This is a genomic window from Halalkaliarchaeum sp. AArc-GB, from assembly GCF_031432225.1.
Classification (GTDB): domain Archaea; phylum Halobacteriota; class Halobacteria; order Halobacteriales; family Haloferacaceae; genus Halalkaliarchaeum.
Map to the genome: position 1 here is coordinate 1 of NZ_JAVKGM010000029.1, position 14,003 is coordinate 14,003.

Genomic DNA, 14,003 nt, shown 5'->3' on the forward strand with positions numbered 1-14,003 from the left:
CGCCCGCCAGGCCGGCACCCCACGCAGCCTCGACGAGTTCACCGTCGTCTCGCGGGTCGACAAGATGGAGCTCACCCGGACGTACCGGTACGTCGTCCGGGAGCTGAAGCTCGAGGTCCAGCCTGCCGACCCCGAGAGCTACGTCCCCCGGTTCGTCTCGCAGCTCGGCCTGAGCGACGAAACGGAGCGCCGGGCGCGCGAGCTGCTCCGGAACGCGAAAAATCTGGGGCTCACCAGCGGGAAGTCGCCCGTGGGGCTCGCCGCAGCCGCAGTGTACGCGGCGGCGCTTCTCACCAACGAGAAGGTAACCCAGAGCCAGGTCGGCGACGTCGCTGACATCTCGGAAGTGACGATCCGCAACCGGTACAAGGAGCTTCTGGAGGCGGACCCCGACGGCCTGTACGACTGATCGGTCACCTGTCTCTTGGGCCGTCGATTTTCTTTTCAGCTCTCGTATTCGAGAGTGCTCGCTCCGCGCAGCTTTTATCTTGTCCCTCCACGAACAGCACTGCCATGGTCGAAGCGTTTGTCAGACTCGTCTGTCCGGAGTGTTCGAAAGATTGGCAGGAAGCCCCGATGGACCTTCCGAACCTGCGCGAGAACTTCTCGTGTCCCTCCTGTCACGCGACACGTCGTCTCTCGGAGTTCATGCGAACCGAACGGGACCTCGAGGCCGTAAAACAGTTCCAGTAGCGTCCGGGTTTCCTCCGGATTCTCTCCGGATTAACTCGTTTCTCTCACTCTCCGGTCGGGGAGAGCGCGCCGCAGGCGTCACACCGGAGCAGCTGAGCCCCCTGCTCGCGTTCGATTCGGGTGTCCGGGAGTCCGCACTCGGGACACAGCACGTACGATTCGGTGTACGATTCGATGGCCTCTTCGACCCGGCGCTGCCGGAACTCCCCGGTCAGCCGGGCGCGACCGCTCTCGTCGATGTGGGCGCTGGTGCCCAGTTCGGACTGCAACGCTTTGAGGACGTGCGACTCCTCCCGTCCGAGCACGTCGACGACTTCCTGGAAGTTCTCGAACACCGTGACGTGGCCCTCCTCTCGAACGTCCGGCGTCGGTACCTCGAAGCGCTCGCTTGCGTTCTCGATCTCCGGCGTCCGATCGAGTGCACGGTCCAGTTGTTCGTCGTACTCCATGTGGGGTAGATACTGTCGGATACAGTAAAGTCTTGCCGGCCCACAACCGTCGAACCGCCAAATTTTGCGGGAAACACGCCGTAAATCCAGGAACCGTGTTAACGACTATCAGGATAGTAATTTAACCCTCCAGTCGCTATGGTGGATTAGCTCATGAAAAAGCAGGAACTCATTCACCTTCATGGCCTGCTCGCGGAGGTACGCAAGCAGTGTGAGGCATGGAACGAGGAGACCGAACTGGACGAGTACGAATCGCTGGGCGTCAAACCGACATCGATCCACCGATCGAAAACGGACCACAAGGAGGCGGTGTTTGCCCTGGCGGACGGGATCACCGCACCGATGGAGGAGTCGGAGGTCGACTCCGAGACCGAAACGCTGACCGCGACCGCGGACTGAATCTTCTCGCGAAATCGCGATAGCACCGATCCCGTAGCGGCAGCCACGTGATTCCTAGTGCGGATTCCGTCGATTTCTTTACGTAGTTCCGCCGAGGAGTTCCGCACGAATGCTCGAGGGGGTCAACGTCGCGCTGGGCGTCACCGGAAGCATCGCTGCGGTCAAGGTGGTCGAACTCGCACACGAGCTCCGCCGACAGGGAGCGGAGGTCAGGGGAGTCGTCACTCCTGCGGCCCGACACATCGTCCATCCGTGGGCGGTCGAGTTCGCCACCGAACGCGAGGTAGTCACCGAGATTACGGGCGAGGTCGAACACGTCGAGCTGTGTGGTCGGGACGGCTGGGCGGACGTCCTGCTCGTCGCGCCGATGACCGCAAACACCGCCGGCAAGATCGCGGCCGCGATCGACGACACGCCGGTGACGACGTGTGCGACGACGGCGCTGGGCTCGGGGCTGCCGGTCGTCGCCGTGCCGGCCATGCACGAGCCAATGTACGACCATCCCGGCGTTGCCGATTCGCTCGGGCGTCTGCAGTCGTGGGGGGTTTCGATCGTGAAGCCACGGCTCGAGGAGGGGAAAGCCAAGATCGCCAGCGAATCCGACGTCGTCACCGCGGTCGCCCGAGCGACGACGCCACAGACGCTCGCGGGAAAGCACGTCGTCGTCACAGCGGGTGCGACCAAAGAGCAACTGGATCCTATCCGGGTGATCACCAACCGAGCGTCCGGAAAGACGGGTCGGGCGGTCGCACGGGCGTGTCACGTTCGCGGCGCCGACGTGACCCTGGTCCAGGACGGGCCCGAGGTCGGCTACGCCGACGTCGTCGAGATCGAGAGTGCAGACGAGATGATCGAGGCCACAGTCGAGGCGTGTCGCACCGCCGACGCGCTCGTCTCGGCGGCGGCGATCTCGGATTTCACCGCCGACTCCGTCGTCGAGAAGATCCGTTCGGGGACCCCGCTGAGCGTCGACCTCGAACCCACGCCGAAGCTCATCGACACCGTTCGGGACCGCTACCCGGAGCTTTCGATCGTCGGGTTCAAAGCCGAAACCGGCGGCGACGACGAGGAGATGACCCGGGAGGCCCGCCGGATCCGCGACCGCGTTGGCCTGTCGTTCGTCGTCGCCAACGACGCCGACGTGATGGGCGAAGACGAGACCCGAGTTCTCCTCGTCGACGACGAGGTGGTAGAACATTCGGGGACGAAAACCGCCGTCGCCGGCAGCGTCGCCGACAAGCTCGCGGGGACGGTCGGCGACGACGACTACGACCGCTCGTCGCCGTCGAACTGAGAGTCGAGCGTCGACTGCGTTCCGGCCGACCCCGAGTTCGATCCTTCGTGTTCTTCGCGGATGTATGCGCCGAGGTAGCCGCCGAGGGCGCCGAACCCGATCAGGTAGGCAGCACCGAAGGTCACGACGAACAGCATGATGACGAACGTGAACCCGAAGTCGAACGGCGCCAACACCAGCCCGACGAACAACAGTGGAAGCAGCAGCAGGGAGATCAGCGCCCCCGAGAGTGCGCCGACTTTCGTCCCTTCGGTCCTGTCGCCCTTCTCGAGCCACGCCGCGACGCCGCCGCCGAGGATCGGCGAGAACGGAACGAACGAGGTGACGATGGTGACGACTGCGCCGATGAGTGCGTTGATGAGTGTATCGCCGTCCATACCGCAATCTCCCGGCGACGACACTTCACCGTGTCGATGAGTGGAACGCCGGTTTCACTGTTCGCCGCCGCTTACCGGGGGAAACAGCGCGAGTTCGTCGCCGTCTTCGAGTTGTGTGTCCATCCCGTCGCCGTTCCGGACGGACTCGCCGTTGCATAGGACGTTGATGTGATCCAGCAATTCGCCGTCCTCGTCGAGTATCCGCTCCTCGAGTCCGGGATGCCGTTCGAGCAGCGCCGCGAGCGCGTCGTCTACGGTGTCGATTGCGGCGTCGATCTCGACGGTGTCCTCGCCGGCGACCTCCGCGAGGTCGGCGAACAGTTTCCATTCCATACGGATCTGTCACTGCCGGCGGACTAAGAGGATTGCGCACCCGGCTGTTCGGGTTCCCCTTCCCCCCGGGCTCGTCGCTCTGCTCGCCTGAGGCTATCGGGCCGTCCGACGAGGTACAGTTCGTCGCCCGCCGCGAGCGCGTAGCTTCGGGGTGGGATCGCCTCGATCGGCCCGTCGCGAGGTCGAACGGCGGCGACTGTCGGGCCGAGGTCGCCGATCGGCGCACCGACGAGTTCGCTGTCGGCCGATACTGTTGCCACGGTCATCGTCTCGTCTGCGTTGCGCAACAGCGAGGCGAACTCCCGGTCCGCCTGGGGTTCCGCGGGGAGCGTGACCAGTCGATACCGGCGCGACTGGTCGATCTTTTCGGCGTCGGACTCGTCGACCGTGACTGTGGCGACGTCGCCGGCGGTCGCCCGGAGTTCGGCCGAAGCAACGCGTTTCGGTCCCTCTTCGTCGGTCCACAGCTGCACTATGTCGCCGGGGGTCGCGGCGTACGGCGGATCCCCCCGAACCGCGACCGCGACGGTGCCCGGCGCGAGGGTCGGCCCGACCCCTGCTGCATGGGAGCCGACACCGAGGTACTCGACGATTCCGTCCGCAGAGATGTCGAGGTCGACGTGACCGACGCCGAAATCCTCCTTGATTCGCACGGCGAGCCGCTCTCGCAGCTCTTCGACGGTGATCCGCCGCGGGAAAAGCAGCGTCTCCCCGCTCATTCGTTCCTTCGTTCCGGGGGCGACCGGGTCGTAGGCGTCGATGTCGTTGATGTCGTCTGCGGAGGGAAGCGTGACGGTCGTGACGCGCCCGGCGCTGCGGACCACTTCCGAGACTTCCCCCTGGAGCCGTCGGCCGCCCGCCATCGCGGCAGCGTTTCGACCCAGCCTGTCGCCGACCCGGAGCCCCACCGGAGAGACGGCAGTGGCGACGCCCAGCGCGACGAGGTTGAAAAACGCGGTCGCCGGATCGAACAGCCCGACCTGTTCCCCTGCGACGTACGATCCCAGGGAGGCGGTGTTGAGATACAGCGCGATCACCGACACGCCGAAGATGATGGCGATCCCCTCCGGCAGTTCGTCGTTGACGTACCACCGGTACGCCGCCGCTACGCACCCGGCGGCGACGCCGGCGAGGATCGCGTACGTGAGCAGGTTCAGGAGGGCGACGTTCGGCTCCGCGAAGGTCGCGGCCGGAAACGGGATCACCCTGCCACCACCTCGAAGCCAGTCAGTGCCTCGCGGGTGCCCACGACGAACAGGTCGTCGCCTGCAGAAAGTTCCGTCTCGCCCCGCGGGGTGATCTTCCAGCCGTCGTGTTTCGCAGCAAGGATGACGACGTCGTACGCCTCCCGAACGTTCACTTCGCCGATCGTGTTTCCGTCCAGCGGTCCCCCCGCCTTCACGGAGACTTTCCGGAAGCGCTTTCCGGCGCGACGGAGCAGCGAGGTGAGTTCGAACTCCCGTCGGATCCCCCGAGAGAGAACGATAACCTCCCCGCGTTCTGCCCGGAGGAGCGTTCCGGCGTCCGACCGGTCGACTGCCACCGTCACCCGTCCATCGCCGCCGTCGGTCCGGTCGATGGCCACTGTCGCCGGCGACGGCGTTTCCTCGGGTTCGCCGCCGTCGGTTTTCGCGTCCGGCTTGTTCTTTTCGGTCGACGTCCCCGACGACGCGCTCAACAGCGTCCCCTCGACGGTGAGATCGGGGGTAGTGATTCGGACGGATTCACCCGGAACGAGCCCGGTCGGGACCAGCGCAGGCACCGACACCGCCCGCTTTCCCGGGGGGATCCGTTTCGAGAGCCCCCCGACCGGCGGGGCTCCAGCGACCGTCGCCCGCGCCCGTTCGTCGATCGACACGGACGCACTCGCCAGGTCGAACTCGGTCCGGAGCTGGTCTTCGAACCGCGACTCCAGCTCCGAGACGGGGAGGTCAGCGGGGAACGTCCACTCGTTAGTTTTGATCTCCTCGCGGAGTTCAGGTGACAGCGGAGGGTACCCCTCGAGGTCCTCGACCTCGCCGACGACGGTGATCCGTACCCGTCCCCGCCCTCCGACCAGTTCGACGACGTCCGTCGAGAGGGTGCGTTCCCGCAACCCTTTGAGCGACATCCGTCTGGGAACGTTCGCGCCGAGTTTGTCCCCCTTCGCGTGGGCGTACAGCGCGAGCATCAACACGACGACGATCGCCGTCAGAATCGCGACGGCGTTTTCGTCGGTCCGGATCGTCTCGTCGTTCAACGCGAGCAGCCCCCCGTTTATCCCCGCGATTGCGAGCGCGAGGACGACCACACCGAACCCGGGGATGGTCACTCCGGTCACGTACCGGAAGACGAACCCCAGCGTGCCGGCGACGAGCGCCGGGATGATCCCCGTGAGGACGCCCAGATAGATCCCCAGGAGGATCTCGAACGGAAGCGATGGCATGGACGTATCCACAGCCCCCGCTTACAAACCGTTTCCGCTGCGATCCCGCCCCGGGACCTTCGTCAACAGCGCCGCAGTCTCGCGGATGTCGTGGGTGTCGACCAGCAACTCGGCCGCCTCTCGAACCGTGAAGTCGGGATCGACGTCGACGCCGTAACACGCTGCGTACACCGAAAGCCAGTCGTTCGTCGCCCGGTGAAGCAACTCCATCTCTTCGGTGGAAAACCGGACGCCCTTCTCGGCAGTCCGGGCTTCGACGTACAGCGCTACCACCGATCCCAGCCCGTCCCGCGCGGCCGCAGTCGCACAGTCCTCGGGGGTTCGACGGTCGCCTCCGGGGTCGTGTTCGTCGGTCCAGGACCTGTTTTCCCGTCGCTTCCGAGCCTCGGCTGCGAGCCGTCGTATCCGGGGTTCGAAGTCGGATGCCACGTTTTTACTCCCTCATTGGCCGCTTTTTACTCCCTCATTGGCCGCTTTTTACTCCCTCATTGGCCGCTTTTTACTCCCTCATTGGCCGCTTTTTACTCCCTCATTGGCCGCTTTTTATCCTTCGTCGAAGGCAACGCCCTTGCCGCCGCGTGGGTGCTCCCATTCGGTGTCGGCCACGATCGCGCAGGTGCCACACTCGACGCACGGCTGGGTGTCGAGGCTCACGACGCGCTGTTCGCCGCCGTTGGTTCCCACGCGCTCTTCGCGGTAACAGCCGCCGCCGAACTCTTTCGCGCTCACCGGACAGGCGGTCACCGCTGTGCCGCTCGCCTCGATCGAGTCGTCGATCAGTTCGATGTGCGGGTTGCCCACGTCGGTGTTGTACGTCAATTCGCCGATCCGTTCCTCGAGGCTCGGGGGTTCGACGTCGTTTTCCTCCACGACGGGTGCACCGAGCTCTTCGGCGATCACTGTCGGAAGCGTGACGTACGGCGTCTTCGTGTCCGGCACCATCGTGGCGAGGAACGCCGACGAGTAGAGCCGTTCCAGCCGGTCGCCGAGCGCTCGCACTCCAAGCCGACCTACAGGCGATCGCGTCACCGTATCGAGCACGTCGGCGAGGGCGTCGTGTTCGCCGACCTGCCGGACGAGTTCGTAGCGGCGGGGACGGAGCTTCCCCATCACGCCTTCGTCGTTCAACTTCCGCTCGTACAGCTCCCCAGAGAGGCCGGAATCCCCTCGGGAGCGCGCCTCGACGTACGCCTCGGCTGCGAGTGCCCCGGCCGTCACCGCGTGATTCATTCCTTTGATGATGGGTCCCTGTGCCTGCATCTGTCCGGCCGCGTCCCCCACGAGGACGAGCCGGTCTCGGTGGGGCGATCGGTGGGCGACCTTCTTCGAGTCGGGAACGAGCTTCGCGGAGTACTCCCGTTCGGTGTACTCGTCGGGGAGCCACTCGCCCAGCGCCGGATGGGTCAACAGCGCGTCCAGCAGTTCGTGGGGTTCGGCTCGCGTCTCGACGACGCTGTCGAGGTGAAACACCGTTCCGATGGACAGGGAGTCCCGGTTCGTGTAGACGAACCCGCCGCCGCGCGCGTCCCCGAAGAGATCCCCGGAAAACAGGTGAGCGGCCCCCTCGTCGGGCCCGACGTCGAAGCTGTCGTCGATTTCTTCGGGCGGGACGTCGACGACGGCCTTGACGCCCTGGAACCACTCTTCGGGCTCCTCCCAGTCCATGAGACCGGCATCACGGGCGAGTTCGGAGTTGACGCCGTCGGACGCGACGATCAGCTCGGCCTCGATCGGGTCGAGTTCGTCGCAGGTGACGCCGACGATTTCGCCGCCCTCCCGGAGCAGGCCGTTCACCCTGGCCTCGGTGAGCAGCCCCCCGCCGGTTTCGGCGGTCATCTCGTGGACGCGTTCGGCCAGCCAGGAGTCCATCCGTCGGCGGAGCACTGCGTCCGACCACGCAGTGTCGTGTTCGTGCAACCCCGTGACGTCGAAGGTCTTCACCTGCCGCCCCGCAACGTTGTGGAGGTAGTATTCGGTCACCGGACGTTCCGTCGCCGCCTCCCGGAAGCCGGGAAACAGGTCGTCGATCGTGTACGGGGACGACTCCTCGGCGTAGATGAGGCCGCCGGAGACGTTCTTCGAGCCCGCCTCGACGCCCCGTTCGAGCACCAGCGTCTCGACGCCGTTCCGGGCGAGCGTTGCCGCGGCCGCCGCCCCGCCCGGACCGCAGCCGACGACGACCGCCTCGAACGACTCGCGAGTCATTCGAGTTCACCCCCGTCGGCCGCGGCCTCGAGGTCGATTTCCCCGGCGGCGATCCCGTCGATCAACCGCGGCAACACTTCGAAGAGGTCGCCCTCGATGAAGTAGTCCGACCAGTCGTGGATCCGGGCGTCCGGGTCGGTGTTGATCGCCACGATCGTCCCCGACTCGTCGCAGCCGACCTTGTGCTGGACGGCGCCGGAGACGCCGGCGGCGACGTACAGGTCCGGTTCGATCTCCTGGCCGGTCTCGCCGATCTGACGCTCCTCTGCGGTGTACTGCTCGACGTGACCGTCGAAGTTGAACGAGCCGGTGACGATACCGCGGGTGACCCCCACGTCGGCGCTCTCGAACCTGTCTGCCAGTTCCAGCGCCAGTTCCATTCCGCGGGTGGGATCTGCGCTGATCCCCCGGCCCATGCACACGACGACGTCGTTACCCGTGAGGTCGATGCCGGCCTCCAGCCGGTCGAAGTCGGTCACTTTCGCCCGGAACCACTCGTCTTCGAGCTCGAGGTCGTGTTCGATGACCTCCCCGTCCCGGTCGGGATCCGAGTCCGGGAGGTCGAAGCTTCCCGGGATGACCGACGCACCCTGCGGATGAAAGTCGCGAGTCGGATTGTCCAGACAGAGGATCGTCGAGTACTCGAACCCGGAGAAGTCGGGCCGTTTCATGTGGAGGACGCGTTGGAACCTGCGGTTGTTTCCCGATCCTCCCGTTTTTACCGGGTTCGAGATGGTGACGTCGGTGATATACAGCCCCGAGCAGTCGCTCGCGAGGCCGGAGTCGAGTTCGCCCTGCACGAGCGCAGAGAGGTCCCGGCCGTTGTTCGTCGCCGGAAAGAGCGTGTATCTGGGCTCGTCGTAGTCGCGCCAGTCGGCAGGATCCGGATCGGTTCCGGGGGTTCGATCCTCGCCGACGCCTACCGGCGGGTCGGCTCCCCACCGGGCCATGTCACAGAAGATCTCCGTGTACGGTTTGTGCCGGAAGCGCTCGAGGCGGTCGTCCTCGTGGGAGACGACGACGTCGGCGCCGTGTTCGATGCACGTGTCGGCGTGTCGGGCGACGTCGTCGCCGATCAGCACTGCGACGACGCGCTCGTCGGCGTCGTACTCCCTGTTGTACTCGTCCATGAGCTGCCGCGCCTTCCCGAGCATCTCCAGGGAGACATCGATCAGCTCCCCCGCCTGAGTCTCGCAGTACACCCACATGTCCCGATAGACCCCGTTATCGAGGGCCTTGACGTACTGTTTGTCGGCAGTTGGGTGATCCAGCTCGGGGTGTTTCTCCTCGGGCGACAGCTGCTCCCGCTCGTCGGACTCCTCGCTTCCGGCGACCGAGTCGATCCGGTTTTCGACGAGTCGTTTGACGCTGTCCCGGTTGTCGCCGGCTTCCTCCCGCTCGATCAGTTCCCGGAGGCGTTCGACGTCGTCGATTTTTCGAACGGCGTTTCCCACGTCCGCCGCGGACATCTCCGCGAGATCGAGGCCGGCGTCCCCGTTCTCGTCTCCTGGCTCCTCCTCGTCGTCGCCCTCGAACTTCTCTATGCGGCTCTCTATCAGTGTCTTTGCCGCGGTTCGGTCCTTGCCCGCTTTCTCGGTGTCGAGGATTTCGCGGAGTTCCTCGACGTCGGCGACGTCGGCCAGTTCCGGCCCGAGTTCGGAGACGTCATACTCGCCGGGATCGAGTGTCATCGGTCAGTCACCCCCCGCGGCGAACGGCTGCATCTCCTCGAGAACCTGCCCCATGGCCTCGGAATCCTCCGGATCGACGTCTGTGGCCTCTCGCTCGGAGGGTGCCCGTGGGATCGGGTCCACGCTCTCGACGATCGTCGGCGACCCGTCGAGGCCGACGTAGTCGGGATCCAGGTTCAGCTCCTCGTGGTCCCACATCTCGAGGTGGTCCTCGTACTCCTCGGCTCGCTTCTGCGTCTCCTGCCGGAGGCGCTTGTGTTCGAGCCGGGTGCTCGCGGTCCGATAGGTGGGCTCGAACTCCGGATCCGCGACGACGACCGCCGGCATCGGCACCTCGACGGTTTCGATCTCCCCGACGTCGCCCTCGACGAGCCGTTTCGCGCGGAGCCGGCGATCTTCCTCGTCGACTTCGAGCGCGACGACGTGGGTGACGAGCGGCCAGTCGAGACACCAGCACGTCTGGGGGCCGGTGTGGCCGGTCTCGCCGTCGGCGGTTTTAAAGCCCGCGAACACCAGGTCGACGTCGCCGTGGTGCCGGATCGCCGTCGCCAGCGTGATCGCGGTCGCCCAGGTGTCCGCGGCCGCGAACTCGCGATCGGAGATCAGATACAGGTCGTCTGCGTACACGTCTCGCATTCCCTCCTGGAGAATTCCATCGTAGCCGGGAGGCCCCATGCTCAGTAGGCTCACCCGCCCGCCGTGTCGAACGCGAGTCTGTAACGCCGCCTCCAGGGCGTGCTTGTCGTTCGGGTTCATCACCGTCGGGGTCTTTCCCCGTTCCAGGTGGCCGTCCTCGTCGAAGGAGACCTCGCCTTCACGGAAGTCGGGAACGCCTTTCGTCAGTACAATCGTGTGCATAGATACCGAGCCTCAACACGTTCTTGGGTCGAAACGTCATAAACACTGTGTGGGGGACCTCCGTGAATGACTGTCGAGCAAGAGCTATACGATTGAAGAATCATTAAACCATTTGGTGGTACCAGCTCTGGGGATCCGTCACCTGGCACCGTCGTGGAACCGATTGGAGCACTCTTGACTGCTGTTTCTATACGGCATCCGTTCTCTGTATCTCATCAGGGGCCCTAGATCACGAGAAGAATCGAAGCCCTTATTTGATAAAATTGCAAATTGAACGTATGACTAATGCGACGGTGCGGCTCAAACGCTATCTCGAAGACGAGATCGGGGATTGTCAGCCAGCAGATGTCGACGAGCGAATTACCGAGCTCGACGCACTTGAGACGGTGCTTGACGACGACCGCATCGGCAAAGAGGTGGCCATCCTCGCGGCACTGGCGAACGAGACCCGGTTCAAGCTGGTTCGGCTGCTCGTGGCCGCCGACGGCGAACTGTGCGTCTGCGAACTGAACGCGATGGTGGACGCCAGCGAGAGCGCGATCAGCCACGCCCTCTCCCGGTTGAACGATACAGGACTCGTCACTCGTCGCAAGGACGGCCGATGGCGCAAATACCGGGCCACAAACGTCGCGGTGGCAGTGGTGACTCTGCTCGACGGAACCGCCACCGATGAGTGAGGTCGTCACCGATGAGTGAACTCGAACACGAACACGGGCCCGACTGTGGCTGTCCCGACTGCGGGAATCCCCGGTCGATGGATTTCCTCGACAAGTACCTGACAGTCTGGATTTTCCTGGCGATGGCGGCAGGCGTCGGGCTGGGATACGTTTCGCCGGGGGTTGTCGAACCAATTCAGCAGTACCATCTCGTCGAGATCGGCCTGATTCTGATGATGTATCCGCCGCTGGCGAAGGTCAACTACCGGCAGCTGCCGACAGTCTTCAGGCAGTGGCGGGTGCTCAGTCTGAGCCTGATCCAAAACTGGTTGATCGGCCCGACGCTGATGTTCGCGCTGGCGGTGATCTTCTTCAGCGGGATCGTGCCGTGGTTCCCCGCCCGCCCCGAGTACTTCCTCGGGTTGATCTTCATCGGGATGGCGCGGTGTATCGCAATGGTGCTGGTCTGGAACGACCTCGCGGAGGGGTCCAGCGAATACGCCGCGGGCCTGGTGGCGTTCAACAGCGTCTTCCAGATCCTCACGTACGGTGTGTACATCTGGTTTTTCGCGCTGTTCCTGCCGCCGATCCTCGGGCTCGACGCCATGGTCGCCGGAATCGCCGCCTTCGACATCACCGTCGAACAGGTGTTCTGGGCGATCGCCATCTTCCTCGGGATCCCCTTTGCGGGCGGCATCCTGACCCGTGTCGGCGGCGTTCGGGCGAAAGGCGAGGCGTGGTACGCCGAGCAACTCATTCCGAAGATCAGTCCCGTAACACTTCTTGCGCTGCTGTTTACGGTAATCGTGATGTTCGCCACTCAGGGCGACAACATCATCGCCCAGCCGACCGACGTCCTCTGGCTTGCCGTCCCGCTGACGATCTACTTCGTCGTGATGTTCCTGGTGAGCTTCGCGATGGGACGGGGCATCGGCGCCGACTACTCGACGACGACCGCGATCGGCTTTACGGCAGCGTCGAACAACTTCGAGCTGGCGATCGCCGTCGCCGTCGCCGTCTTCGGCGTCGGCTCCGGGGTCGCGTTCGCAACTGTCATCGGGCCGCTGATCGAAGTGCCTGTGCTGCTGGCGCTGGTCAACGTCGCAATCTACTTCCAGCAGAAGTTCGACTGGACTGGATACGAAACGGGACAGCTCGTGGGAACTGCACCCGCCGCTTCCGGTGGTTCAGTCGGCGACCCGGATGGAGCCGAGACGGACGGTCCGGAACCCGGTTCCCCCGACGGCAAGCCCTCGACGGAGCCGAGCGTGGACGACTGAGACGGAACCGACTCATACTGATATCACGGCACGTGGCGTTCTACAGGATCCAGAGTTCGACGAACGGTATCGATACTCCCGTGGCTGCCACACACTGCAGCTTCCAACTTGCAGCTCGGCTGGTCGCGGCGGTACATCTGGATTCGGTCACCGATGTCGTCGGATGACCCGAAGGTCGATGCTACCCTCAGGTTCGCCCGGCACGACCGGAGTCGACGTCGATCGCGTCTACCGGACAGACGTCCACACAGAGCATACAGTCGATACACTGGTCCTCGTTCGTCGGGTTCGCTTTGATCTCGCTTTCGGGGTGTCCGGGCGTGTCGACCCACTCGAAGACGTCGACCGGACAGTCCTCCAGACAGGCGCCGTCGGCGAGACAGATGTCGAAATCGACGGCGACGTGGGTGCCCCGGATACCCAGTTTCTCTGGCGGATCTATCTCCCCCCAGACGGCCACGCCGTGTTCTTCACCGGTCTGCTCGAGGTTCTGCTCGAAGTTCGAATCGATGGGCATGGGTCTACTCCCACACGGGGTTAAAACGAGTTAACTCTTGTCACGTCAGAAACCCGACCCCCAGTCAAAGCAGTCTCCGGTCACTGCAGGCGTTTCGTCGTTTCGACCAGGGGGTGACGGGCGTAGTCGACGACGTCAATGTCTTCGATCCGCTCGAGCCCCTCCTTACGGGCGGTCTTTGCCATCCCCAGTTCGATCTCCTCGTCGATCACGATGACGTACGCCTCCATCTCGTCGATGCCGAGTCGCCGTGCGGCCATCACGCGGTGGTGGCCGTCGGCGAGATACAGCGTTCCGGCGTTGTCGATCACCACGAGCGGTTCGGCAAGTCCTCGTTCGAGTTCGTACTTCCGTCCCTCGAGTTCGTCCCCGTACACTCGCCCCTGGGTAGGGATCAACTGATTCAGACTCACGGGTCGACGTTCCTCTCCGATTTCGATGTCGTGGATCTGTTCGAGCGTGCGCCGCAGTTTGCCGACCTTTCCCGGCGTCGCACGCTCGATCTGTGACCGGACCACGTCAGTGTTCGAGATAATGCCGACGAGATTGCCTGCGTCGTCGACGACTGGAAGCTTCTGGATCCCGGACCGGAGGATCACCCGTGCGGCGTCGGTGACGGCCATTTCCGGATGGGCGACGATGAGGTCTTCGTTCATCACTGTAAACACCGGCGCGTCCTGGTCGGCGAAAAGCAGGTCGCGCGCCGAAACGAACCCCTCGACGCTCCGACCGACACACACTGGAAAGCCGTTGTGGCCGTCGCTTTCCACGACGCGACGGGTGACCTCTTCGACGGTGTCTTCCGGAGCCACCGTCTGGACGTCGC

General features: G+C 64.5%; 16 protein-coding genes and 1 pseudogene. 6 read left to right on the top strand and 11 right to left on the bottom strand.

What is annotated here, in order from left to right; genetic code table 11:
* Nucleotides 1-409: pseudogene (locus RH858_RS16520) on the top strand (transcription initiation factor IIB family protein); the annotation flags it as partial.
* A gap of 104 nt (nt 410-513) precedes the next feature.
* The gene (locus RH858_RS16525; RefSeq protein WP_119818814.1) at nt 514-693 is read left to right on the top strand and encodes a hypothetical protein; all 180 of its coding nucleotides are present in this window, start codon (nt 514-516) and stop codon (nt 691-693) included.
* 44 nt (nt 694-737) lie between these two features.
* On the opposite strand, the gene RH858_RS16530 is transcribed toward RH858_RS16525, so the two are convergent.
* On the bottom strand, nt 738-1,142 hold the full coding sequence (locus tag RH858_RS16530; RefSeq protein ID WP_259533140.1) for a translation initiation factor IF-2 subunit beta: 405 nt from the start codon (nt 1,140-1,142) through the stop codon (nt 738-740).
* Between the two features lie 153 nt (nt 1,143-1,295).
* On the opposite strand from RH858_RS16530, the gene RH858_RS16535 reads away from it, so the two are divergent.
* The gene (locus RH858_RS16535; protein WP_259533139.1) at nt 1,296-1,541 is read left to right on the top strand and encodes a UPF0058 family protein; all 246 of its coding nucleotides are present in this window, start codon (nt 1,296-1,298) and stop codon (nt 1,539-1,541) included.
* Between the two features lie 109 nt (nt 1,542-1,650).
* Nucleotides 1,651-2,835 carry a bifunctional phosphopantothenoylcysteine decarboxylase/phosphopantothenate--cysteine ligase CoaBC gene (gene coaBC, locus RH858_RS16540; RefSeq protein WP_310562483.1) on the top strand — a complete coding sequence of 395 codons (1,185 nt, stop codon included), beginning with the start codon at nt 1,651-1,653 and terminating at the stop codon, nt 2,833-2,835.
* On the opposite strand, the gene RH858_RS16545 is transcribed toward coaBC, so the two are convergent.
* The 8 genes from RH858_RS16545 to RH858_RS16580 all read right to left on the bottom strand — a co-directional run bounded on the left by RH858_RS16545 (nt 2,808) and on the right by RH858_RS16580 (nt 10,724).
* Entirely contained in the window at nt 2,808-3,212 is a 405-nt protein-coding gene (locus RH858_RS16545; RefSeq protein WP_310562484.1) for a DUF5518 domain-containing protein, read from the bottom strand. The genes coaBC and RH858_RS16545 overlap by 28 nt on opposite strands.
* A 54-nt stretch (nt 3,213-3,266) precedes the next feature.
* A complete protein-coding gene (locus RH858_RS16550; protein ID WP_259533134.1) occupies nt 3,267-3,545 on the bottom strand; it encodes a ubiquitin-like small modifier protein 1 in 279 nt (92 codons plus the stop codon).
* A 23-nt stretch (nt 3,546-3,568) separates the two neighbouring features.
* Nucleotides 3,569-4,750 carry a TrkA C-terminal domain-containing protein gene (locus RH858_RS16555; RefSeq protein WP_310562485.1) on the bottom strand — a complete coding sequence of 394 codons (1,182 nt, stop codon included), beginning with the start codon at nt 4,748-4,750 and terminating at the stop codon, nt 3,569-3,571.
* Complete coding sequence (locus RH858_RS16560; RefSeq protein WP_310562486.1) at nt 4,747-5,970, bottom strand: TrkA C-terminal domain-containing protein; 1,224 nt, start codon at nt 5,968-5,970, stop codon at nt 4,747-4,749. The genes RH858_RS16555 and RH858_RS16560 overlap by 4 nt, the downstream gene beginning before the upstream one ends.
* Nucleotides 5,971-5,991: 21 nt before the next feature.
* Nucleotides 5,992-6,399 (bottom strand): hypothetical protein, encoded by a 408-nt coding sequence (locus tag RH858_RS16565; RefSeq protein ID WP_259533131.1) that lies wholly within the window; start codon nt 6,397-6,399, stop codon nt 5,992-5,994.
* A gap of 114 nt (nt 6,400-6,513) precedes the next feature.
* A complete protein-coding gene (locus RH858_RS16570) occupies nt 6,514-8,175 on the bottom strand; it encodes an FAD-dependent monooxygenase (RefSeq protein WP_310562487.1) in 1,662 nt (553 codons plus the stop codon).
* Nucleotides 8,172-9,866, bottom strand: a complete 1,695-nt coding sequence (locus tag RH858_RS16575; protein WP_310562488.1) for an electron transfer flavoprotein subunit alpha/FixB family protein — start codon at nt 9,864-9,866, stop codon at nt 8,172-8,174. The genes RH858_RS16570 and RH858_RS16575 overlap by 4 nt, the downstream gene beginning before the upstream one ends.
* 3 nt (nt 9,867-9,869) lie before the next feature.
* The gene (locus tag RH858_RS16580) at nt 9,870-10,724 is read right to left on the bottom strand and encodes an electron transfer flavoprotein subunit beta/FixA family protein (RefSeq protein WP_310562489.1); all 855 of its coding nucleotides are present in this window, start codon (nt 10,722-10,724) and stop codon (nt 9,870-9,872) included.
* Between the two features lie 278 nt (nt 10,725-11,002).
* Between RH858_RS16580 and RH858_RS16585 the strand changes: the two genes are divergently transcribed.
* Together RH858_RS16585 and arsB are read left to right on the top strand one after the other, a co-directional pair.
* On the top strand, nt 11,003-11,401 hold the full coding sequence (locus tag RH858_RS16585; RefSeq protein ID WP_259533127.1) for a metalloregulator ArsR/SmtB family transcription factor: 399 nt from the start codon (nt 11,003-11,005) through the stop codon (nt 11,399-11,401).
* A gap of 77 nt (nt 11,402-11,478) precedes the next feature.
* Nucleotides 11,479-12,660 carry an ACR3 family arsenite efflux transporter gene (gene arsB / locus RH858_RS16590; RefSeq protein WP_343213807.1) on the top strand — a complete coding sequence of 394 codons (1,182 nt, stop codon included), beginning with the start codon at nt 11,479-11,481 and terminating at the stop codon, nt 12,658-12,660.
* Nucleotides 12,661-12,847: 187 nt separating this feature from the next.
* On the opposite strand, the gene RH858_RS16595 is transcribed toward arsB, so the two are convergent.
* Nucleotides 12,848-13,177, bottom strand: a complete 330-nt coding sequence (locus RH858_RS16595) for a ferredoxin family protein (RefSeq protein WP_259533126.1) — start codon at nt 13,175-13,177, stop codon at nt 12,848-12,850.
* Nucleotides 13,178-13,257: 80 nt separating this feature from the next.
* A partial coding sequence (locus RH858_RS16600; protein WP_310562490.1) for a CBS domain-containing protein occupies nt 13,258-14,003 on the bottom strand: 746 nt, incomplete at its 5' end.